Origin of the sequence: Prochlorococcus marinus str. MIT 0912, from assembly GCF_027359595.1 — a bacterium.
Lineage (GTDB): Bacteria > Cyanobacteriota > Cyanobacteriia > PCC-6307 > Cyanobiaceae > Prochlorococcus_B > Prochlorococcus_B marinus_C.
In genome coordinates, this window is record NZ_CP114783.1 from 1,773,914 (window position 1) to 1,795,674 (window position 21,761).

The following is a 21,761-nucleotide window of genomic DNA, read 5'->3' on the forward strand; positions in this document are numbered from 1 at the left end:
TTTTTTAAGAACATGTTTACTTTTGAAATATGAATAATCAAAAATTGGATATAGGGGTTGGATTGATATATAGATATCACAAATTAAATTATCCCTCTCCAACATCTTGGAAATTAAGGTTGAAACATATTTGCGCTAGTACGGAAATAGAGCTATCGAATTGGATCGCAGAGAATCCAGTAAAAAAAAATCAGCCAAAAGCAATTTTTTCTTCCTCCCAAAATTTTGCTAAAGGGCAAGTTGGTCGTATTTGGCACGCGCCGAAAGGAGGGATTTGGGTAAGTGCAGCTATTAAGAAAGAATGTTGCTGTGAAAATAACTCTCAGCTTTTCGGTTTAGCGGTGGCATTAGCTTTGGTTGAAAGACTTGAACGTATAGGAATTATTGTCAATATAAAATGGCCAAATGATCTATTGGTTGATGGTAAAAAATTAGCTGGAATTTTACCTAGATTATTTTTCAGAGGAGGAAAACTTCGATTATTAAGAGTAGGGGTAGGTTTAAACGTTTTTAATAATGTTCCAACAGAAGGGATTTCATTAAAACAAATTATTGGAAATAAAAAGATGAATATCAATTTTTGGTCATCAGAAGTTTTACTCGCAATAGAGAGATCATTAGATTTTTTAGATAATACAAAATTTTTACGTAGTCAAGTTCAACAAAGATTGTGGTCAAAAAAATATATTGACAATGAAACCGGCTATCATTGGGATATCAAAGGTATTGACCTGAGTGGCAGATTGATAATTTCTAAAGAAAATAGAGAAAAAGTATTGTCTACTTCATCACGCTTGATTTAGTTAATTTTGAGAAATATCGGTTACCTTGCCATCTCTAAATCTTGCAATTTTTTTTGCTCTTTGACCAACATTATCTTCATGAGTCACTAATACAATTGTGATTCCTTGACTATGAAGTTGGTCGAAAAGATTTAAAACATCTTCAGTAGTTTTGGAATCAAGAGCACCAGTTGGTTCATCTGCCAATAAAAGTGACGGTTGATTGATTATTGCTCTTGCTATGGCAACTCTCTGTTGTTGCCCTCCAGACAATTGGTTAGGAAGATTGCTCATTCTGTTCCCAAGCCCTACTCGATTTAGAGCCTCTTCAGCTCGCTTTTTTCTCTCTAAAGAGGGGACGCATGCATAAATCATTGGGAGCATTACATTCTCAAGTGCTGAAACTTCTTGAAGTAGATGAAATTGCTGAAAAACAAAACCAAGTTCTTTATTTCTAATATCTGCTAGCAAGTCATCATCAAGCTTCTCAACCGCAGTCCCATTTAATTCATATGTCCCATTAGTAGGGCGATCAAGGCATCCCAGTATATTCATTGCAGTACTTTTACCAGATCCACTCGCACCCATCACAGCAAGATAATCCCCCTGAAAAACCTCAAGGTTTAGTTGGTCAAGAGCTTTAACTTTGCCAGAGCCTTCTCCGTAAAATTTATTTACATTCGTTAGTCGAGCTACAGATTTTTTCAATGATTTGATTTGGTTATCCAATTGAACTCTTACTTGCAAGAGTAATAGCTTCTTGAAGTAATGGAGTCCCATTTACCGCACTATCAGCAAAGTCAAAGAGAGGGTTCGAAATTATTCCACCAATAGCAGTTATGAGAACACAAAAAATCAAAGCTACTTTGAGAGATGACATTCCTGGAATTGACCATTCTATAGATGGATATGCTTTAACAACTGCGGAAGCTTCTTTAGGTTCTGTGACGACCATCATTTTTATAACTGAGATGTAATAGTAAATTGAAATTACTGAGGTAACCAATCCAACACTCACTAGTAAGTATTGTCCATCTGCCCATCCAGCAAAAAATAAGTAAATTTTTCCAAAAAAGCCCAACATGGGAGGAATTCCTCCCAATGAAAGTAGGCATAGACTTAATCCTAGGGTGATCAATGGATCTTTTTGGTAGAGCCCTGCATAATCTGAGATTTGATCACTACCGGTTCTAATTGAGAAAAGGATTATGCATGCAAAAGCACCAAGATTCATAAATAAATAAGCTGCCATATATAAAACCATTGCAGCGAAACCATCTTCAGTTCCGCAAACTAATCCAATCATTACAAATCCGGCTTGTCCAATTGAGCTATAAGCAAGCATCCTTTTCATTGATTTTTGAGCTAGCGCTACAACATTCCCCAGGGACATACTAAGAACTGCTAAAACAGTAAAAAGCAATTTCCATTGCGTGTCAAAAGCGCTAAAACATCCGACTAGTATCCTTATGGCAAGTGCAAAGCCTGCTGCTTTGGACCCTACCGATAAAAATGCAACTACTGGAGTAGGAGAACCCTCATAAACATCTGGTGTCCATTGGTGAAAGGGGACTGCAGCTATTTTGAAGGCTACTGTCGATAAAACGAAAACAAGCGCTAAGGCAGATAAAGGAGTTGGAGCATTTACAAGGGTTATTCCAATATCTCTTAGGTTTGTAGACCCGCTTATTCCATAAAGTAGAGATGCTCCATAGAGAAATACGGCTGCAGCAGCCGAGCCCACTAATAGATATTTTAAAGCTGCTTCTGAACTTCTTGAATCTCTTTTGAGATATCCGGAAAGAAGGTAGCTAGCAACAGAAAGTGTTTCTAATGAAATAAAAACACTCACCAAATCAGTTGAACCACATAGAAGCATTGCTCCCAGAGTGGCAGCTAATAATATTGCTGCAAATTCACCAATGGGACTGCCATTTTGTTCAGCGTACCTCCAACTGATTAGCAGAGAAATAAGAGTTGATAGTGCTATTACACCTCTAAAAGCAATAGCAAGATTGTCTGCTATGAATGCACCTAAGAAAGATTCTTGAATTTCTCCGTTCCATTGAATTGCAAGCAAAATTAAAGAAGTTAAAAGACCTGCATAACAAATTGGAGGCGACCAACGGGCTGAAATCTTTTCACCAGCCAAATCAACTAAAAGTGTCCCTAGCATTGCTATTAGAACTGCTGCCTCTGGTAATACAGCTTTTGCATTTAAAGAGAGATTTAAAAGCTCTACGGGCTCGTTTATGAATATTTGAAAAGACAAAAGTTCTAACATTTATGTATTGTTTTTAGGCTGTATCTGATTTTATAACTCTAGCGAAATTATGAAATATGCCTTTTTTATCATTTTGGGCTATGCATTTTACTATTCAGTACGTTAGATAAGAAGGAGGAAAATTGAGCTGATGCCCACTGACCATACCCTGGTAATTGTTGAAAGTCCCACAAAGGCAAAAACTATCAGAGGGTTTTTACCTAAGGATTTTCAAGTTCTTGCGTCAATGGGGCATGTAAGAGACTTGCCCAATAATGCCTCTGAGATTCCTGCAAAACACAAAGGGGAAAAGTGGGCAACTATTGGTGTTAATACAACTGCTGATTTTGATCCTTTGTATGTAGTACCCAAAGACAAGAAAAAAATTGTCAAGGAATTAAAACAATCTTTGAAAGGTGCTAGTGAGTTGTTGCTTGCGACTGATGAAGATAGAGAAGGGGAAAGTATTAGTTGGCATTTGATGAATGTGCTTGATCCCAAAATCCCTGTGAAGAGGATGGTTTTTCATGAGATAACTAAAGAAGCTATTTCCAAAGCACTATCGAAAACAAGAGAAATTGATATGGAATTGGTTCATGCCCAAGAAACAAGGAGGATTTTAGACAGATTAGTTGGATATACTTTGTCGCCTCTTTTATGGAAAAAAGTTTCTTGGGGTTTATCTGCTGGAAGAGTCCAATCAGTTGCTGTAAGATTGCTCGTTCTGAGAGAGAGAGCAAGAAGATCTTTTAAAAGCGGAAGTTATTGGGACTTAAAAGCAAAATTAGAAAAAGAAGGTGGTGAATTTGAGGTGAAAATGACCTCAATTGGGGGGCAAAGAATTGCTAGTGGTAGTGATTTTGATGAGTCCACTGGATTGTTGAAATCTGGCAGGAATGTCAAATTACTTAAGGAAGAAGAATCTAAGGAACTTGCTAAAAAGTTAAATACTGATATTTGGAAAGTTATAAATGTCGAAGAAAAACCGTCAATCCGTAAACCAGTCCCTCCTTTTACAACAAGCACATTACAACAAGAAGCTAATAGAAAACTTCGATTATCAGCTAGGGAGACCATGAGATGTGCCCAGGGTTTGTATGAAAGAGGTTTTATCACATATATGAGAACAGATTCTGTTCATCTGTCCGAACAGGCAATTAATGCCTCACGAAATTGTGTTGAATCAAAATATGGAGTTGAATATTTAAGTAAAAAGCCCCGCCAATTCTCTAACAAGACGAGAAATGCTCAAGAAGCTCATGAAGCAATTCGTCCCTCTGGTGAGATTTTTAAAACCCCCAAAGAGTCCGAATTACAAGGGCGGGACCTTTCTTTATATGAACTTATTTGGAAACGAACAGTTGCCAGTCAAATGGCCGACGCAAGGTTGACAATGCTTGGAGTGGAATTACAAGCATCGGATGTAACTTTTCGGGCTAGTGGTAAACGAATAGATTTCCCTGGCTTCTTCAGAGCTTATGTTGAAGGTAGTGATGATCCAGATAGTGCGCTTGAAGGACAAGAAGTGCTTTTGCCTAAATTAGCTGTTGGAGATTCTCCAACAGCAAAGAATGTAGAGGCGTTGGGGCATCAGACTCAGCCTCCTGCTAGATATAGCGAAGCTTCATTAGTTAAAACACTTGAGAAAGAAGGTATAGGTCGTCCGTCAACATATGCAAGCATTATAGGAACAATCGTAGATCGAGGTTATTCAATCCTCAATAATAATTCTTTGACTCCAAGCTTTACAGCATTTGCTGTTACGGCACTTCTAGAAGAACATTTCCCTGATCTTGTAGATACCAGTTTTACAGCTCGAATGGAATCTACACTTGATGAGATCTCAACAGGGAAAGTGAGTTGGCTACCATACCTTAAGGGCTTTTATAAAGGTGATACTGGTCTAGAGAGTCAAGTTCAACAAAGAGAAGGAGATATAGACGGGGGAGAATTTCGAGCAGTTTCCTTGGAGGGACTTTCATCTCTTGTTAGGTTGGGCAAATTCGGAACATATCTCGAATCAAAGCAACTTGGTGAAAATGGTAAGCCCATAACAGCAACTCTTCCGCAGGAAATTACTCCCGCAGACCTGGACGAGGATATCGCAGAGATGATCTTGAAACAAAAAGCTGAGGGCCCTGAATCACTTGGAGTTGATCCTGATACTGGACAGAATTTATATCTATTAAATGGTAGATATGGTCATTTTGTTCAAAGGGGTTTAGTAGTCGAATTGAAAGATCTTGGGATTCCAAAAGGTAAGAAAAAGCTAGGTAATCTTCGCTTGTTTAAAAGTAGTCAATATGGACTCTATCTAAAGCAGGATTCATCAAAGGTTCAAGTTTTGTTGCCGGAAAATATAAAAGAAGAAGAGATTGATGTTGAAAAAGCACTTGAATTTTTAGATGACAAATCATTAAAAAAAGCTCCAAATCCGAAAAGGACTTCATTGCCAAAGAATTTAAAACCAGAGAACTTGACTTTTGAGGAGGCCCTTGGATTAATTCAATTACCACGTCTACTCGGAGAGCATCCAGAGGGAGGTAAAGTGCAATCAAGTTTGGGTAGATTTGGTCCCTATGTGGTTTGGAGCAAAGATGGTGGTGAGAAAGATTATCGCTCAATAAAGGGAGAAGATGATGTTCTTCAAGTAAGCCTAGAAAGAGCGCTTGAGCTTTTATCTATCCCTAAAAGAGGTAGAGGTGGTAGAACTGCCTTGAAGGAACTTGGTGCCCCAGAGGGAGAGAAAGAAACCATCCAACTATTTAATGGCCCTTATGGCTTATATGTTAAACAAGGCAAAGTAAATGCTTCTCTACCAGAGGGCAAAAGCGCTGAAGATATCACTATTGAGGAGGCTATTGAATTATTGGCAGCTAAGAAATCAAGTAAAAAGACAACAACTAAGAAAAAAAAATCTACGAAAAAAACAGCTAAGAAAGATATGGATATATCATCAATAACAAGTAGTACCCGAAAAGCACCTTCTACAACTAAAACAGGACGTTTAAGAGCGAGTAAAGTAAGAGTAATTAAAACAAAATAAAATTTTGAATATTTCAAGACTTGTTGAGAAAATATTTATTAGCTCATTTCTAATAGTTACCTTTTTCTCACTTCAATCATGTTCAAATACTCAAGTTGGCGAAAAGTTAGAAAATAGCTTTGATATCATTGAGAATTCAAAAACTTCAGAAAAAACTAATAATAAGCCACAAAAACTTAATGAATTAAAAAAAATCAAATCAAGAATAAAAGATGATAAGAAAGAAAATGAAAATGATTTTGGTAATATTATCAAAGGAAATTCGATATCTAATAAAGATAGACTTAGTCAAAAATCAACCAAATCAATAAAGAAGACAATTTTTAATCCACAGCCATACAGAATAATTCTAAGATTATCTGGTGCAAACCCCTCTGCACCAGCTGAGACAGTTACTGAGGCCCTAAGAAAAGCAGGTGTCCAATTTGAGGTGGAAAAGATCGAACGTTTTGATGAGGAGAATTTCTCAAAGAATACATCTTTGGAAAGATAATAATTTTGACCTTAAATAACAAAAATCTTTTAAAAAGTCGATCTTTTTATAAATCTCCTCTAAGTAAGAGGAAAGCCTTGAAAATCGTTGAGTCCTCTTATCTTGCTGCTGCAACAGCTTTGATTTGGATAGCTCTTTATTATTTGCCTATAGGTGGGGCTGTTTTTCGTCTTGCTTTACCATTGCCATTGGCTCTTCTTCAGGTTAGGAGAGGTGTGAAAACAGGCATTGAGGGAGTGACAATATGCGTAATGTTATTAACTGCTCTGATGGGTCCGCTTAGAGGACCTTTAGTTCTTTTCCCATATGGATTACTTTCTTTATGGTTAGGATATAGTTGGCAGAAGGGTTGGAATTGGTGGTTAAGTTGGAGTGTTGGAGTCTCAATCGGAACGATGGGTTTTCTTATTAGGGTCTTCGCATTATCTGTGTTGGTTGGTGAGAATTTGTGGGTTATTCTTACTCGTGCTGGAGCTGGATTGCTTGAAAAAGGAATAGACATTTTCAATCTTTCTTTTACTCCTGATATGAGACAAGTCCAAATAGTTGCATTATGTCTAATTATTACTCAAGAAATCGTTTACGTTCTTTGCATACATGCTTTGGCTTATTGGATTTTTCCTAGGCTCAAGTCATCAATACCTGAACCACCCGCATTGCTAGAAAATCTAATTTCTTTAGAATCTAATTGATTAATAATGATAGGAGATAGTTATATTTTGTTGCCGTCAGGCGTATTAGCTTTTGGGGAAGGCCTCCAAGAGCAAAATGTTGACGAAAGAGTTCAAAGATGGCAAGAAAATATTACGAATATGGCTTTCTTTTTAATTCTTGCTGGATCTCAAACTGCGGAGATTGAGGGGATTTCTGCTGCTGGTTCCACTGCTGTTTCTAGACGTTATACAGCAGTTGCAGATGCTGAACTTTTATTGAGAGGACCTAATCTCCCCAAAAGATGGCCTTTGCCTCCTTTACCTGCAGGTGTCTCTCCAGCATTGATTAGTTACGTTGCCTCAAGGTTCTTAAAAATTAAACCAACAATCATATCTGCAGGACTACTACAAACGCCACCCTTTACGCATGTTTCCTTAGAGTCGCCGGAGATAGGACCCGCTAGATGCTTGAGTTCAGGTAATGCAATGGAAAAAACTAGGGTTCAACTTTTACTCGATGGTGGTTTTAAGATAGGTAAGAAATTAAAAAAATCTCTTTTGATCACTGAGTGTGTGCCAGGAGGAACATCTACAGCTTTTGCCGTTCTTTCTGGGTTGGGAATTAATGTTAATGGTCTAATAAGCGGAAGTCATAGAAATCCACCTTCAGAATTAAAAACAAATTTAGTTAAACAAGGACTTCAGGCAGCGCAATTAAAGAAGAACCCATCTTCTGTTGAAATAATGGCTGCTGTGGGAGACCCATTTCAGCCAATTGCAGTTGGTCTCTTAATGGGAGCTAGAGAATCTGGCCAGGAGATTTTATTAGGAGGAGGTTGCCAAATGCTGGCTGTATTGGCTTTGGCATTGAATGAAATTAAACCTGAATCAAGATCTGAATTTGTTGGTAAAATGTTAATAGGAACTACATCATGGTTAATTGATGAATCCCTTTCATCTAAAAAAAATAGAAATTCTTTTATTCATTTAATGAATCATGTCGCTAGTCATTTTAAAGTAAATATCCTAGGTCTCGCTAGTGGTTATAGATTTACTGATAGTAATCAAAAGGTTCTTCGAGACTATGAAATTGGTTACGTCAAAGAGGGTGTTGGGGCTGGTGCCTTATCTTTACTCGCTCAAATTAAGGGATTGACTCAGAAAGAAATGATTGAAAGATGTGATATTGAGGTTTGTAATCTATTTAAGTCAAATAATGAGAGTACTTGTCAAGGGATCTAAGTCATATGAATACTGATACATTTGGAAGGAGAGAGTTTATTAAATATGGATTACTCTCTTCTTTGTTTTTTTTATCTGGTTGCTCAACGTCCCAAAAAAAATTAGTTCTGAGAGGAGTTTCTAATAGCTTCCCAAGTGAATTTTTTAATAGTTTATCTACAGGTTGGGAATTTTTTCCTATAAAAGATATCGAGTTACAAAAATTCTCCTATAGTTCTACTCTGCAAGAAAAAACAGATTTATTAGTCTTAAATGATGGTTGGATTTCTGATTTACCTATTAATTCACTTAAAGAAATCAAAGCGGATAATATTAGAAGTAATTTCAGCAAGCAGACTAGGTCTTTTCTCGATGGGTTAGGCGATAATTATAAAAAAAAACTTTTACCTTTAGCTGTTAGTCCTTGGGTGATACTTTTTAGAAATGAAAATTCTCTGTCTCTAAAAAATAAGAATTCTTGGGAAGTAATTTTTTCGAGTTCACTTACAAATCAAATAGTTTTTCCTAATAGTCCTTATCTTCTTATTTCGATAGCACAAAAAATAGGTTTAGTTAATGATTTCTCAATGATCAAGAGTCAAGCTAAGTCCTTTGATGATAGGAATGCTCTAAATTGGGTTGTTTCAGGTAGAGCTAATGCAGCAGTTTTACCTTTATCTAGCTGTGTTGATAGCCTGATTAAAGACCCTCGTTTGTCAGTTCTTTTGCCCCAGGAGGGAGCTCCACTAAATTGGACATTACTTGCCTTCCCTTCGCAGTCTCAAGCGAATTTCCCTACTGATTGGTTTAATTCATTATGGGGCGCTACTTTTTTGAGTCGTGTAATTAGGAAAGGTTTTTTGCCACCAACAGATTTATCAGACTTAAGGAGAAAAAATATAAATTTCCCCCATCATTATCAAGCAATCTTTCTTCCAGAAGAAAGTGTTTGGAATAAATGTTGGTCTTTGCCAATGCTGAGTATTCAGAGGAAAAAAGACTTAGCTTTAAATTGGAATAATTCAAAACGAAACTAAACTTGAAATTCAAAAAACTTTTCAAAGACATTTTTAAATACCATAACTAGCATTCTAAAAGTTGTAAGCCCAATAATGTTTACTGGTTTAATTCAATCAATTGGCACTATAAAGAAAAATAATTATGGGGTAGTTGTAAATGGATGTAGCTCTTTTTCCCCTCTAAAACTTGGAGATAGTATTTCTGTGGATGGGGTTTGTCTAACAGTTTCTGAATTAATGAATGATTCTTTTACCGCCAATATAAGTGAAGAGACTCTTAAGAGAACAAATCTTGCAGAAAAAGCTCAGAAAAATGGTTTTGTAAATCTTGAGCCAGCATTACGTCTTTCTGACCGATTGGGTGGACATATTGTGAGTGGACATATTGATGGTTTAGGTGAAGTAATTTCAATCGAAAATTTAAAAAATTCTTGGAATTTGAGAGTATCTTGGAATGATTTAAATTTCTGCAAATACATGTGCGATAAGGCTAGTATTAGCCTTAATGGAATAAGTCTAACTATCTCAGAGACATATATTGATGGATGTGAATTTTCATTAGCCGTAATACCCCACACTTGGTCAAATACATGCTTACAGTTTTTGACAATTGGCGAAAAGGTTAATTTGGAAGTTGATTTGATGGCTAAGTACGCAGAAAAACTTTTAAAAGTAAATAATAATGACTCCGTTTTAAAACAAAGCACAATAATTAGTTCTCAGTGGCTTAAAGAGCAAGGTTGGAATTAGTAAATTTATATGATGATTTGAGAGACTTATTATTTTTTGAGTGGTAACAAACTTATCGCTCCAGACTCTTTCCTTACATCAATACGAAATTCCTGCCCTGGTTCAAGACCTAATTTTTTTGTATAGGCATGTCCGATAAGAAGATTGCCATTGCCATGAACTTTAGTTCGAAATTCCGCTTGCCTTCCTCTTGAAGATCTATTTCCTGCTCTCCCAGGTCCGTTTGAGCGAAGTTTATAACCTTTAGCTTCGACTAGAGCTCGGTAAAAACTTTTACGTAAAACTCTCCCGCTTGGCCCCACGTAACCACATCCTTTGGCTATTTCGTCTTCTGGACGGTTGCTCAAAGATCTTGCTTTGTCTAGGAGTTCTTTTCCAACAAGCATTTCAGACTGTTTTAATTAACTGAATTCTGACCAATAAGTGGAATTGTGGCAACAAATTAATTGAAATTTTCTTGCTTAGTATTAATATTTATCTCTTAAAGCAGGTAAAGGATGATGAATAAAACGACCCAAATCCCGTCTACAAAGTGCCAATAGAGCTCTACTGCTTCAAATGGGAACTTGTTTTCATTATTTACTCGACCAGAGGGGACACGTGTTTGCCACCAAATGATCATTATCATTATTGAACCAAGTGTTACATGAAGCCCATGAAAGCCAGTTAATGCATAAAAAGTACTTGCAAAAAGGTTATCAGTTAATCCAAAAGGCAAGGTAAAGTACTCAAACATTTGACTGATTAAAAATGCCAATCCCAATGAGCCTGTTATAAGAAGCCATTTTTGACATTGTTTTGATTCATTCTTTTCAAGAAATTTCCCAGCTCGATGAAAAGTAAAGCTACTAACTAGGAGCAAGACTGTATTTAAAGTTGGTAATGGTAGCTCTAATTCGTAAATAGCATCAGGACCAATTGGATTTACTGCTTTGAAAGTTAGATATGCAGCAAAAAAACCTGCAAATGTCATCCCGTCTGCTATTAAAAAAGCTACTAAGCCAAACATACGAAAATCTTCATGTTCTTCAGTTGAGAGACTTTTCTTGCTTTCTGAGGATTGCTCTTTTGGAACTATCGATGTCATTTCATTTCCTCCTGAGTATTATTTGAATCTTTTTCTCCATAACCATATGGTTCAAGAACGAGTGGGGCTTCTCCCTCCCAATTCTCAACAGGAGGAGGGGAACTTGTTAGCCACTCAGGAGTAAGGGCATCCCATGGATTATTACCAGCATCATCCCCGTAGAGGATGCTTTGAAAAATATTCCATAGAAAAGGTAAAGTGCTTATAGCCATTAATAAGGCACCTACGCTACTTATTTGATTGATTAATTGAAATTGTGGGTCGTATTCAGCAACTCGTCTAGGCATTCCATTTAAACCTAGCCAGTGTTGTGGAGCAAAACAAAGATTAAAGCCTATGAATGTAATTATGAAGTGGAATCTTCCAAGATTTTCATTGAGCATTTTTCCAGTAAATTTTGGGAACCAGTGGTAAATCGAGGAGAAGATAACAAATACTGAACCTCCATAGACTATGTAATGAAAATGGGCCACAACAAAATATGTGTCGTGTACATGAACATCAAAAGGTACTTGAGCTAGAGCAACTCCTGTTATCCCACCTAAAACGAAGTTAATAATAAATCCGCAGGAAAATAGCATTGCAGCATTAAGTGAGATTTTTCCTCCCCATAAGGTGGCAACCCAATTGAAAAACTTAATACCTGTAGGAACAGCTATGAATGCAGTAGCGATTGTAAAAAATAAGCGCATCCACGGAGGAGTACCACTTGTAAACATATGATGGGCCCATACAACTAGACCTAATACAACTATTCCCATTATTGAGAAAACCATTGTTGTATAGCCAAAAAGTGGTTTTCTACTATGGATGGGAAGTATTTCACTGACCAAACCAAAGGCAGGCAAGACCATGATATAAACAGCAGGATGTGAGTAAAACCAAAAAAGATGTTGATAAACGATTACATTCCCACCAAGACTGGGATTGAAGAAACCTGTATGAGCAACTATGTCAAAGCTCAAAAGTATTAGAGTACCAGCGAGAACTGGAGTTGAAAGAACGACAAGAATACTTGTACCAAGCATTGCCCAGCAATACATAGGTAATTGCATTAATTTAAGGCCAGGTCTCCTTAACTTGAGGATGGTGGCGATGAAATTAATACCACCAAATATTGAGCTTCCACCCAAAAGTAATACACTTAATATCCAAATGATTTGACCAGCGGCAGGAGTAGTAATGCTTAAAGGTGGATAAGCTGTCCACCCAGATTGCGCAGCTCCGTTTATGAAATAGCTAGTTATCAACATCAAACCCGAGGGAGGTATTAGCCAAAAAGCAACTGCATTCAGTCTTGGGAAGGCCATGTCCCTGGCACCAACATAAAAAGGTATTAAATAGTTGCCAAAGGCACCATTTACTACGGGCACAATCCATAAGAAAATCATGATTGTTCCGTGGAGAGTTAAAACTTGGTTGTAAACCTCTCTAGGCATGAAATCTGAGAGGGGACTGATGAGCTCTACCCTTATTGCTCCAGCTAGAGATCCTCCAACTAAATAAAACAAGAAACCACAAATTAAATATTGAAGGCCTATTACTTTGTGATCGAGACTAAAACTCAGATATTTAAGCCATCCAGTTGGTTGAAGCTTCTCTGAAGGGGAATTATTTGGTTTGAGTGAAATAGTCATATATTTATATTGATTCTTTAGAGTTTTCTGTTAGCCAAGTTTCAAAGTCTTCTTGTTCATCAACTATTACGTTTGATCTCATTCCGCCATGATAAGGCCCACACAATTCCGCGCAAACAATTGGGAAATTACCTGTTTTTGTAGGAGTGAAATTTAAAATAGTTGGTTGGCCTGGAATGACATCTTGTTTAAGTCTGAATTGAGGCACCCAAAAAGCATGTATTACATCTTTAGATTCCATTTTTAAGCTAATTTCTTTTCCAACTGGAACATGAAGTTCACCAGAAATAATATCTCCTTTTGGATAATGAAAAATAAAAGCAAATTGCATTGCAGTTAACTCAATTGGTAATGAGGATGAATTTTTTTTAGATGAAGACTCAATTGGACCAGAACCAATCCCTCCCCAAACTCTCTCAGCCTGATTATCCATTTGCCCACTGTGATCATGCATTAAAGGTTGCATACCACCCATTCGATCATAAATATCGTAGCTATATAAACCTACAAATAAAACAACAATTGCAGGAACTGCTGTCCAGAAAATTTCTAGAGAAATATTACCTTCTAAGTCAATCCCATCACCAGTTTCTCCAGGCCTACGACGGAATTGAATAAGACTATAAATTACTAAAGCAGTCATACCTATGAAAAGTATGACGCCAATAATGAACAGGACTCGATAGAGTTCATCGTAAACAGGAGCATTCATGCTCGCGCTCACGGGAAGCATATCTACGTTGTACGCAATCCAAACTCCAGCTATTCCAAGAATTAAACTTGTTGTAAGAGTTAAGATGGCCGACAGTTTCGGCAAGAAGATCTCCTTTTCTATTTATAGGTTATGGGCAAATGTATTTAATGTATCGGCTAATTGTTAATTCAAGATGAATAATTTTTTTTTAAAGAGAATCTTTATGTTCCAGTCAGTTTATTCAGGTGACGTATACGAAGTAATCGCTACGTTGAGTAAACAATGACCTTGATGGATTTTTGCATACGTGCAGGTTATTTATCCAACCAAGCCACTCTTTAGATTGGGCCAGCTTGCCGCTCACGTGGTAGTCGCACTTATCGCTCTTGTAGTGATTGGAGGAGCAACCAGAGTAATGGAGGCTGGTCTCGCTTGCCCAGACTGGCCTTTATGTTATGGATCGTTTTTGCCTGGTAGGCAAATGAATTTACAAGTCTTTTTGGAATGGTTTCATCGCTTAGATGCCTTCTTCGTAGGGATTGTGTTAATTACACAATTTGTTTTCTCTTTGTGCTGGGCAAAAAGTTTACCTAAATGGCTTCCTAGGACCTATGGATTCTTGACTCTTTTGGTTTCTCTTCAGGGTTTTTTAGGTGCTTTGACAGTACTGCAATTATTACCATCTTTAGTCATCATGGCTCATCTTGTAGTTGCATTTACTCTTGTGGCCATTATGAGTGGTGTGACTCAACAATTACTCAATCCAGGCAAATCAATTTTCCCAACTTGGCTTCGATGTTTTGGATTTTTATCCCTTTTTACAGTAATAGCTCAGTCTTTACTAGGTAGTCGGGTAGCAACCTCGTGGGCTGCTCAAAGATGCTTGGATTTGGGAGAGTCTTGCAATCTTTTAGGACTACATCGAGTAAGTGCTATCCCAGTGAGCTTTTTGGTGATTTTATTTGTAATTGTTTCATCTTTACAGAGAGATGTTTTTATTAAGCAATGGCCCTATCTTTTAACGATTGTTTTTTTGATCATTGCACAAATCCTTTTAGGAGCTTTGTCTATTCATCTAAGGATGAGTGAGCCTAGCCTTATCATTGGTCATCAACTAATTGCCTGCTTGTTAGTTGCCGTAATAGCAGCATTGAATTTTAAAGGTAGAGGAAATGTTGACTATTCCCAATCACTTTACATAACTCAATCAACATTGGAGACATGTCATGGTTAGCTCTACATCAGATTTAATTACACAGCCCGTTAATCGAGAGGAAATTGTTCCTTCTAGAAAGCGTATTAAACTGCCAGCTTGGCTAGAAGTCGCTAAACCAAGATTAATTCCTCTTTTACTTGCTACAACTGTTGGAGGAATGGCTCTCTCGGATGAATGGCCATTACCTTATCCAAGAGTGGCATGCACTTTGGTCGGAGGAGCTCTTGCCGCTGCGGCTGCAGGAGCTCTTAATTGCTTATGGGAACAAGATCTTGATAAGCGAATGAAACGAACCAGTAATAGAGCATTACCCTCTGGTCGCCTTTCTCAGTCTTCTGTTTTTATTGGAGCAGTTGCTTGCACACTTGTTTCTTCAGTCATTTTAGTAAGTGGAGTTAACTTTTTAGCAGCGGGACTTACTCTTTTAGGACTCTGTAGTTACGTACTCCTCTATACAGCTTTCTTAAAACCTAGAACATCTCAAAATATAGTTTTTGGAGGAGTCGCTGGAGCAATCCCCCCTCTTGTAGGAGCTTCAGCCGCCGCTGGTCATATTGGATTAGGTGGTTGGTGGCTATTCACTTTGGTTATGGTGTGGACCCCAGCACATTTTTGGGCTTTGGCCATCTTGTTAAAAGAGGACTATCGATCTGTTGGCATTCCTATGCTTCCAACAGTAAGTGGACCTTTCGTTACAGCTAAGGCTATATCTGTGTATGCATATCTAACTGTATGTTTAAGCTTTTTAGGGTGCTTTGTTTTACCTGAAGGAGGTTTGTTATATGGAATTCTATTACTACCTTACAATTCAAGACTTCTTCAATTGGTTTCCAGATTAAGAGATAATCCTGAAGATTTAGATCGGGCGAAGGGTTTGTTTCGATGGTCTATTCTTTATATGTTTGGGGTTTGTTTTTTGCTTGTTATTAGTAGATTGCAAGTGTCAATTGTTTTTAATGATCAGTTGATAGCTTTAATTAAAGACTTCTCTATGGGATTTTCGTAAATCTATAAAATAAAAATAAAAACTTTATGAACTTGCTGTGCAAAATTAATTAGAATTTGTTAGAAGATATCAGCTTATCTTTTTAGGCAATTTATTCCTAGATGTTTTTCATCAAACTAAGAGATTTATTTAAGTCTTATGGTCCTATTATGGCTCTAAATGGACTTAACCTTGAAGTGCCAAAAGGTTCTTTGTATGGGTTATTGGGGCCAAACGGGGCAGGTAAAAGCACCGCACTTAGAATTATCTGTACTCTTCTTGCGCCTGATTCGGGTCATATCGAGGTCGGGGGACGAAATGTCTTGCTTGAGGAAAAAGAAACTAGACGAAGATTGGGTTATGTAGCTCAAGATGTCGCAATCGATAAAATACTTACAGGTAGAGAGTTGTTACAGCTTCAAGGAGATCTTTATCATCTAGATAAAAAATATAAGAAAAAAAGAATTGATGAATTGATTGAAAGACTGGATATGCATGAATGGATTGATAGACGATGTGGTTCTTTTTCGGGAGGTATGAAAAGAAGACTTGACCTTGCCTCAGGATTGTTGCATGAACCAGAATTATTGATTCTTGATGAACCCACTGTTGGGTTGGACATAGAAAGTCGATCAGTTATTTGGGGATTATTGAAGGAACTAAGAAATAACGAAACTACAATTCTTTTAAGTAGTCATTATCTCGAGGAAGTAGATGAATTGGCAGATGAGATGGCTATTATTGATAAAGGGAAAGTCATTGCTAGTGGAAAACCAGATGATTTAAAAAAAGAACTTGGTGGAGATAGAGTGACACTTAGGGTGCGAGAGTTCAGTGATGAAGTTGAAGCTGAATCTGTAAAGAAAATAATTAAAAATTTAAATGGGGTTTCAAATGTAGTAGTGAATCAAAAGCAAGGATATTCTCTAAATTTTTTAGTGCAAAGTAATGATGTTATATCTAATTTATCGGGTCATCTTTCAAAAGAAAATTTCGAAGTCTTTGCACTTTCTCACAGTAGGCCAAGTTTAGATGATGTTTATTTGCAGGCGACAGGAAAAACGCTTATGGACGCTGAATTAGAACTTGCTGGTAAAAGAGATTTTAAGCTTGAAAATAAGAAATCGATGCGTTAATTAACTGTATTACTCTTGAATTATTAAACACATGATTACTACTAATCCATCACTTCAGAGGGAAAAGCAATCTAGAAATAATTTGAATGAAATGTCTCAGGAGATTTCTGCTTTAACTTGGAGGCTTTTTATTCAATTAATTCGACGACCCTCAACGTTATTTGCAGGGATTCTTCAGCCTTTGATATGGCTTTTACTTTTTGCAGCGTTATTTTCTAAAGCTCCCATTGATTTTTTGCCTGGGAGCAGTAGCTATGGAGAATTCCTTGGAGCAGGATTAATAGTCTTTACTGCTTTTAGTGGTGCTCTTAATGCTGGCCTCCCTTTGATGTTTGATAGAGAATTTGGTTTTCTTAATCGACTATTAGTTGCACCATTGACGAGTAGAAGTTCAATCGTAATTTCGTCAGTAATCTACATAACTTCTATTAGCCTTTTGCAGAGTTTTGCAATAATGGCAACTTCTGCTCTCTTGGGTTATGGATGGCCAAGTCTGGGAGGTTTTCTTCTCATTGCTGTAACCCTATTGTTATTGGTATTTGCAATAACTGGCCTAAGTCTTGGTTTGGCCTTTGTTTTACCAGGACATATAGAACTAATTGCAATTATCTTCATAGCTAATCTGCCTGTCCTTTTTGCTAGCACGGCTCTGGCTCCCATATCTTTTATGCCTGAATGGCTTGGATGGATAGCATCAATTAATCCATTAACATTTGCGATTGAACCTATTCGAATGGCTTACCACAGTTCTGTAGATCTGAAAGCAGTTTTAATCAATGCTCCTTATGGAGAAGTAAATGGATATTCTTGTCTAGCAATTCTATTAATTCTTACAGTTGGATTATTTTTTCTTATAAGACCTCTTTTAAATCGCAAACTTGCTTGATAATCTTTATTTAGCGGTTTAAAAGAACTTTGGATTCTAGAAAGTATCAGCTACAAAAACAAATTATAGAAGCTGTTAAGGCTAATGATAATGATTTATATTCTCTCCTGAAATCTCAATGGGCTCATCGTTTTGGAGTAGATAGTTTGGAAGAACTGGAAAACCTAGATTTAAAACAGTTAAATCAAAACCCCAATAATGTGGATAATCAAAAAATTGATCAATCACAAGAAAATTCTCTCGAGGGTGAAAAAGAAACTTCTATAAAAGACGATAATAATCAGTTAAAAGAAATAATAAACAAAGAGCTTGATGAGTCAGTTAAGGATGAAAATGATAAATCTTTTACAATTGCATCTTATTCAATAGTTGATAGAGAAAATAATGAAAACAAAGCTATAAATTCAGTAAATGACAGTAAAAGTCAACCTGAAATTAAAGCTTTGATTCCTTTGCCTCCTAAACCTAAATATAGTTATTTGAAGAAGTGGTTGTTAAGAAAGTAAGTTATAAATTGCTTTTGTTGAATTCTATTTCTATTGAGTTTGAAATTTTAGATCTTTTTACTTTCTTACATCATTCCTGGCATACCCATTCCGCCCATTCCGCCCATTCCGCCCATTCCGCCCATTCCGCCCATTCCGCCCATTCCGCCCATTCCGCCCATCGGGTCTCCGCCATCAGCTCCTGGTGCTGATGGGGGCTCAGGTTTGTCAGCAATAACAACTTCAGTGGTTATAAGAAGGGAGGCAATTGAAACAGCATCTTGAAGAGCAAGTCTTATCACTTTTGAAGCGTCTAAGATTCCTGCTTCAAGTAAATCTACATACTCTCCAGTTTGTGCATTGAAGCCTTTACCTAATCTCTTAATATCAGATACAACAACATCTCCATTAAATCCCGCATTTATAGCAATTTGTTTTGTTGGAGCAGTCAATGCTCTTTTTATAATTTCAACTCCGGTTCTTTGATCACCTTCAAGCTTTTTAGATAAATCTTCAAGTCCATCGCTTAGTTCTAGAAGAGTCGTTCCTCCACCTGCAACAATACCTTCTTCAATAGCTGCACGAGTTGCATTGAGAGCATCCTCAATTCTGAGTTTTCTGTTTTTCAACTCAGTTTCAGTTGGAGCACCAACTTTAATTACAGCTACACCTCCTGCAAGTTTTGCGATTCTTTCATTTAACTTCTCTTGGTCGTACTCAGAATCTGTTTCATCCAGTTCTCTCTTTATTGAGGCAATGCGATTAGATAGTTCAGTGTTTTGATTGTCATTGGCGACAATTGTTGTACTGTCTTTTGTAATTGTTACTCTTCTAGCTTGACCCAAATCAGAAATTTGAACTTTCTCAAGACTCATTGCTTTGTCTTCGCTTATTAATGTGCCGCCAGTTAGAACAGCAATATCTCCAAGAGCAGCTTTTCTCCTCTCGCCAAATGAGGGAGCTCTAACTGCAGCTACTTGTAAAACTCCGCGGTTTTTGTTTACGACTAGTGTCGCTAAAGCTTCACCCTCTACTTCTTCAGCAAGAATTATTAATGGTGTTCCATTCTTTTGAACTGTTTCTAGAACAGGAATGAGATCGGCAATAGATGAAATTTTTTTGTCAGTAATGAGTATTGAAGGATTTTCAAATTCACAAATTAATCGATCTTCATCAGTAACAAAATATGGAGAGCTATACCCTCTGTCAAATGCCATTCCCTCAGTGATATCTAGTTCAGTGGCTAGAGATTTGGATTCCTCAACAGTTATTACTCCATCAAAACTTACCTTATCTATTGCATCAGCAATCATTGAGCCTATTTCCTCGTCTCCACCAGCACTTACTGTCGCGACCTGTTTAATAGCATCACCACTAACTGACTTGCTTTTTCTCTTGAGATCATCGACTATTTGAGCTACAGCTTTTTCCATTCCTCTTCTCAATTCGATTGGGCTTGCTCCCGCAGCTGTATTTCTCAAACCTTCTTGAACCATAAATTGAGCTAAAACTGTTGCAGTTGTTGTTCCATCCCCTGCTTTTTCCTTCGTTTTTGATGCAACTTGTTCAATTAGCTTTGCTCCTATATTTTCAAATGGATCTTCAAGATCTATTTCCTTAGCAATAGTTACTCCATCATTAACGATATCAGGGGCACCAAATTTTTTTTCAATAACTACATTTCTACCCTTAGGTCCGATAGTGACTTTTAGAGCATTGGCTAAATTGTTTACTCCTTTTTCGAGAGCACCACGAGATTCGTCCGAAAAACTTAGAAGTTTGGCCATATTTGAATTGAATTAAACTTAATCTCCCACAGGAAACACACATTAGGGGAGGCTAAATAAGTGGGGAAAGCCGAATTGTAATTCACAAATAATTCCCAATTTTTGCAGAATGTAGTTAGTGTCAACGTATGAACGATCCTGGGGCTTTATTTTTTATTCTCATGGCTGGGTTGGCCGGGACTATGACTTTGATTTATTTCCCTTTGAGGATATTTCTTACAGCCACGGCAAGAAGCAGAAGATTAAAATTATTGCAGCGAATAAGAAGATTGAGAGATGAATTAGGACAGCCTATTCAAAATTGATCTGCTCAACTCATGAGTTATTACAAGCGCGGTAGACAACAGCCTATAAACCAATCTACATAAAGGATCCCTGTAGGGTTGGCTCTTGATTCTTTAACGATTGGAGTTGGAAACTTAGATGCATAGATTTCAATAGCCACGAGCCGACCTGATAGCAGAGCCAATGGAACTGAAGGAATAGCTAAAGCAGTAGTTTTTAATGCAAGATTCATTTATAAATAAACTGAACAGTTACTCTAAAAAGTCACAAGAGCTTTAACTAGTATTTTAGTAAGATAAAAGCTACGAGAAAGAATAGTATGATTAGGATTGATTAAAATAAATGGATATAAAGTAAGAATGACTGCAAAAAAAGATAAAAAAATATCTTGGATTATTCCTTGCTTTAATGAGGAGAAAGTAATTCTAGAAACCTTAGAAAGGATAAAAATAGTTTCAGAGAAATTAAATAAATTTGAATGGGAATTAATTCTTATTGACGATGGTAGTTCAGATAATACAAAGAGAATTATTCAGGAAATTAATGAATACCCATTTACAATAATTTTGTTGAGTTTCTCTAGGAATTTTGGACATCAACCTGCTGTTCAAGCTGGCATAGATAACTGTTCTGGATCAGCAGCAATAATTATTGATGCCGATTTACAAGATCCACCTGAAATAGCTGAAAGAATGATCGACAAGTGGGAAAAAGGTTATGAAGTAGTTTATGGACAAAGAACAGTAAGATACAAAGAAAATCAATTCAAAAAATTCACAGCATTTCTCTTTTATAGATTATTTAATTTCTTTTCTGGAACAAAAATCCCACTGGACACCGGCGATTTCAGATTAATTGATAAGACTGTTATTCAAGCATTACATAAACTTCCAGAGAGAGGTCGATTCATGAGGGGTTTAATATCATGGGTAGGTTTTAAACAAGTAAGTGTTAGCTATTCCAGAGATGCAAGATTTGCAGGTGTAACAAAATACCCTTTTAAAAAGATGCTTTCCTTTGCAATTGATGGCTTAACAAGTTTCTCTAGGAAACCACTCAGAGTAGCTACGTTCATAGGATTCTTTTTCTCATCGCTATCATTCTTAGGCATAGTCTATGTCTTATATGTAAGGCTGTTTACTCAAACATGGGTTGCAGGATGGGCTGCAATTTGTATGACCATCTTACTTTCAGCAGGCGTACAATTGATTTTTATAGGCATTTTGGGAGAATATGTGGGAAATATATTTTTTGAAACAAAGAATAGACCTATTTACATTATTAAAGAAAAGAATATAATCTAAAAAATATTTAAATAATTTATGTATATTTTAAA

Annotated in this window: 22 protein-coding genes; 14 read left to right on the forward strand and 8 right to left on the reverse strand. The window is 36.8% G+C overall.

Annotation, left to right across the window (positions count from 1 at the left end; genetic code table 11):
• Window positions 1-29: 29 nt before the first annotated feature.
• Complete coding sequence (locus O5640_RS10135; protein ID WP_269612347.1) at window positions 30-803, forward strand: biotin--[acetyl-CoA-carboxylase] ligase; 774 nt, start codon at window positions 30-32, stop codon at window positions 801-803.
• Here O5640_RS10135 and O5640_RS10140 read toward each other — a convergent pair whose 3' ends face one another.
• Entirely contained in the window at window positions 804-1,511 is a 708-nt protein-coding gene (locus O5640_RS10140; protein ID WP_269612349.1) for an ABC transporter ATP-binding protein, read from the reverse strand.
• Window positions 1,504-3,066, reverse strand: coding sequence for an NAD(P)H-quinone oxidoreductase subunit N (locus O5640_RS10145; RefSeq protein WP_269612350.1), 1,563 nt, complete (start codon window positions 3,064-3,066; stop codon window positions 1,504-1,506). The genes O5640_RS10140 and O5640_RS10145 overlap by 8 nt, the downstream gene beginning before the upstream one ends.
• A gap of 130 nt (window positions 3,067-3,196) precedes the next feature.
• Between O5640_RS10145 and topA the strand changes: the two genes are divergently transcribed.
• The 6 genes from topA to O5640_RS10175 all read left to right on the forward strand — a co-directional run bounded on the left by topA (window position 3,197) and on the right by O5640_RS10175 (window position 10,227).
• Window positions 3,197-6,091, forward strand: coding sequence for a type I DNA topoisomerase (gene topA, locus O5640_RS10150; protein ID WP_269612351.1), 2,895 nt, complete (start codon window positions 3,197-3,199; stop codon window positions 6,089-6,091).
• Between the two features lie 4 nt (window positions 6,092-6,095).
• Window positions 6,096-6,584: a hypothetical protein gene (locus O5640_RS10155; protein WP_269612353.1), complete on the forward strand. Its 489-nt coding sequence runs from the start codon at window positions 6,096-6,098 to the stop codon at window positions 6,582-6,584.
• Window positions 6,585-6,589: 5 nt separating this feature from the next.
• Window positions 6,590-7,276: a DUF2232 domain-containing protein gene (locus O5640_RS10160; RefSeq protein ID WP_269612354.1), complete on the forward strand. Its 687-nt coding sequence runs from the start codon at window positions 6,590-6,592 to the stop codon at window positions 7,274-7,276.
• 6 nt (window positions 7,277-7,282) lie between these two features.
• Window positions 7,283-8,479, forward strand: coding sequence for a nicotinate-nucleotide--dimethylbenzimidazole phosphoribosyltransferase (locus tag O5640_RS10165; RefSeq protein WP_269612355.1), 1,197 nt, complete (start codon window positions 7,283-7,285; stop codon window positions 8,477-8,479).
• 5 nt (window positions 8,480-8,484) lie between these two features.
• Complete coding sequence (locus tag O5640_RS10170; RefSeq protein ID WP_269612356.1) at window positions 8,485-9,495, forward strand: hypothetical protein; 1,011 nt, start codon at window positions 8,485-8,487, stop codon at window positions 9,493-9,495.
• A 75-nt stretch (window positions 9,496-9,570) separates the two neighbouring features.
• Window positions 9,571-10,227, forward strand: a complete 657-nt coding sequence (locus O5640_RS10175; protein ID WP_269612357.1) for a riboflavin synthase — start codon at window positions 9,571-9,573, stop codon at window positions 10,225-10,227.
• 29 nt (window positions 10,228-10,256) lie between these two features.
• Here O5640_RS10175 and O5640_RS10180 read toward each other — a convergent pair whose 3' ends face one another.
• The 4 genes from O5640_RS10180 to O5640_RS10195 form a co-directional block, all read right to left on the reverse strand.
• The gene (locus tag O5640_RS10180; protein WP_158466122.1) at window positions 10,257-10,613 is read right to left on the reverse strand and encodes an AbrB family transcriptional regulator; all 357 of its coding nucleotides are present in this window, start codon (window positions 10,611-10,613) and stop codon (window positions 10,257-10,259) included.
• Window positions 10,614-10,708: 95 nt separating this feature from the next.
• On the reverse strand, window positions 10,709-11,314 hold the full coding sequence (locus O5640_RS10185; protein WP_269612358.1) for a cytochrome c oxidase subunit 3: 606 nt from the start codon (window positions 11,312-11,314) through the stop codon (window positions 10,709-10,711).
• Complete coding sequence (gene ctaD, locus O5640_RS10190) at window positions 11,311-12,951, reverse strand: cytochrome c oxidase subunit I (RefSeq protein WP_269612359.1); 1,641 nt, start codon at window positions 12,949-12,951, stop codon at window positions 11,311-11,313. Before ctaD ends, O5640_RS10185 begins: the two co-directional genes overlap by 4 nt.
• 4 nt (window positions 12,952-12,955) lie before the next feature.
• On the reverse strand, window positions 12,956-13,768 hold the full coding sequence (locus O5640_RS10195; protein ID WP_269612360.1) for a cytochrome c oxidase subunit II: 813 nt from the start codon (window positions 13,766-13,768) through the stop codon (window positions 12,956-12,958).
• 184 nt (window positions 13,769-13,952) lie between these two features.
• Here O5640_RS10195 and O5640_RS10200 point away from each other — a divergent pair, with 184 nt between their 5' ends.
• The 5 genes from O5640_RS10200 (at window position 13,953) to O5640_RS10220 (ending at window position 18,374) form a co-directional block, all read left to right on the forward strand.
• Window positions 13,953-14,879, forward strand: a complete 927-nt coding sequence (locus O5640_RS10200) for a COX15/CtaA family protein (RefSeq protein WP_269612361.1) — start codon at window positions 13,953-13,955, stop codon at window positions 14,877-14,879.
• Entirely contained in the window at window positions 14,872-15,867 is a 996-nt protein-coding gene (locus tag O5640_RS10205; RefSeq protein WP_269612363.1) for a heme o synthase, read from the forward strand. Before O5640_RS10200 ends, O5640_RS10205 begins: the two co-directional genes overlap by 8 nt.
• 101 nt (window positions 15,868-15,968) lie before the next feature.
• Window positions 15,969-16,982 carry an ABC transporter ATP-binding protein gene (locus tag O5640_RS10210; protein ID WP_269612365.1) on the forward strand — a complete coding sequence of 338 codons (1,014 nt, stop codon included), beginning with the start codon at window positions 15,969-15,971 and terminating at the stop codon, window positions 16,980-16,982.
• A 31-nt stretch (window positions 16,983-17,013) separates the two neighbouring features.
• Window positions 17,014-17,868 (forward strand): ABC transporter permease, encoded by an 855-nt coding sequence (locus O5640_RS10215; RefSeq protein WP_269612366.1) that lies wholly within the window; start codon window positions 17,014-17,016, stop codon window positions 17,866-17,868.
• A 29-nt stretch (window positions 17,869-17,897) separates the two neighbouring features.
• Window positions 17,898-18,374 (forward strand): hypothetical protein, encoded by a 477-nt coding sequence (locus O5640_RS10220; protein ID WP_269612367.1) that lies wholly within the window; start codon window positions 17,898-17,900, stop codon window positions 18,372-18,374.
• Window positions 18,375-18,439: 65 nt separating this feature from the next.
• Here O5640_RS10220 and groL read toward each other — a convergent pair whose 3' ends face one another.
• Window positions 18,440-20,140 carry a chaperonin GroEL gene (gene groL, locus O5640_RS10225; protein WP_269612368.1) on the reverse strand — a complete coding sequence of 567 codons (1,701 nt, stop codon included), beginning with the start codon at window positions 20,138-20,140 and terminating at the stop codon, window positions 18,440-18,442.
• A gap of 128 nt (window positions 20,141-20,268) precedes the next feature.
• Between groL and O5640_RS10230 the strand changes: the two genes are divergently transcribed.
• The gene (locus tag O5640_RS10230; RefSeq protein WP_158466132.1) at window positions 20,269-20,445 is read left to right on the forward strand and encodes a hypothetical protein; all 177 of its coding nucleotides are present in this window, start codon (window positions 20,269-20,271) and stop codon (window positions 20,443-20,445) included.
• 20 nt (window positions 20,446-20,465) lie between these two features.
• Here the strand turns inward: O5640_RS10230 and O5640_RS10235 are convergent, their stop codons facing one another.
• Window positions 20,466-20,657, reverse strand: a complete 192-nt coding sequence (locus tag O5640_RS10235; protein ID WP_269612369.1) for a hypothetical protein — start codon at window positions 20,655-20,657, stop codon at window positions 20,466-20,468.
• Between the two features lie 127 nt (window positions 20,658-20,784).
• Here O5640_RS10235 and O5640_RS10240 point away from each other — a divergent pair, with 127 nt between their 5' ends.
• Window positions 20,785-21,729: a glycosyltransferase family 2 protein gene (locus O5640_RS10240; protein ID WP_269612370.1), complete on the forward strand. Its 945-nt coding sequence runs from the start codon at window positions 20,785-20,787 to the stop codon at window positions 21,727-21,729.
• Window positions 21,730-21,761: the final 32 nt, after the last annotated feature.

Coding starts and splice junctions, on each gene's coding strand:
- O5640_RS10235 (WP_269612369.1), bottom strand. CDS start 20,657: ATGAATCTTGCATTAAAAACTACTGCTTTAGCTATTCCTTCAGTTCCA.
- O5640_RS10230 (WP_158466132.1), top strand. CDS start 20,269: ATGAACGATCCTGGGGCTTTATTTTTTATTCTCATGGCTGGGTTGGCC.
- ctaD (WP_269612359.1), bottom strand. CDS start 12,951: ATGACTATTTCACTCAAACCAAATAATTCCCCTTCAGAGAAGCTTCAA.
- groL (WP_269612368.1), bottom strand. CDS start 20,140: ATGGCCAAACTTCTAAGTTTTTCGGACGAATCTCGTGGTGCTCTCGAA.
- O5640_RS10185 (WP_269612358.1), bottom strand. CDS start 11,314: ATGACATCGATAGTTCCAAAAGAGCAATCCTCAGAAAGCAAGAAAAGT.
- O5640_RS10215 (WP_269612366.1), top strand. CDS start 17,014: ATGATTACTACTAATCCATCACTTCAGAGGGAAAAGCAATCTAGAAAT.
- O5640_RS10180 (WP_158466122.1), bottom strand. CDS start 10,613: ATGCTTGTTGGAAAAGAACTCCTAGACAAAGCAAGATCTTTGAGCAAC.
- O5640_RS10145 (WP_269612350.1), bottom strand. CDS start 3,066: ATGTTAGAACTTTTGTCTTTTCAAATATTCATAAACGAGCCCGTAGAG.
- topA (WP_269612351.1), top strand. CDS start 3,197: ATGCCCACTGACCATACCCTGGTAATTGTTGAAAGTCCCACAAAGGCA.
- O5640_RS10175 (WP_269612357.1), top strand. CDS start 9,571: ATGTTTACTGGTTTAATTCAATCAATTGGCACTATAAAGAAAAATAAT.
- O5640_RS10165 (WP_269612355.1), top strand. CDS start 7,283: ATGATAGGAGATAGTTATATTTTGTTGCCGTCAGGCGTATTAGCTTTT.
- O5640_RS10210 (WP_269612365.1), top strand. CDS start 15,969: ATGTTTTTCATCAAACTAAGAGATTTATTTAAGTCTTATGGTCCTATT.
- O5640_RS10135 (WP_269612347.1), top strand. CDS start 30: ATGAATAATCAAAAATTGGATATAGGGGTTGGATTGATATATAGATAT.
- O5640_RS10205 (WP_269612363.1), top strand. CDS start 14,872: ATGGTTAGCTCTACATCAGATTTAATTACACAGCCCGTTAATCGAGAG.
- O5640_RS10240 (WP_269612370.1), top strand. CDS start 20,785: ATGACTGCAAAAAAAGATAAAAAAATATCTTGGATTATTCCTTGCTTT.
- O5640_RS10170 (WP_269612356.1), top strand. CDS start 8,485: ATGAATACTGATACATTTGGAAGGAGAGAGTTTATTAAATATGGATTA.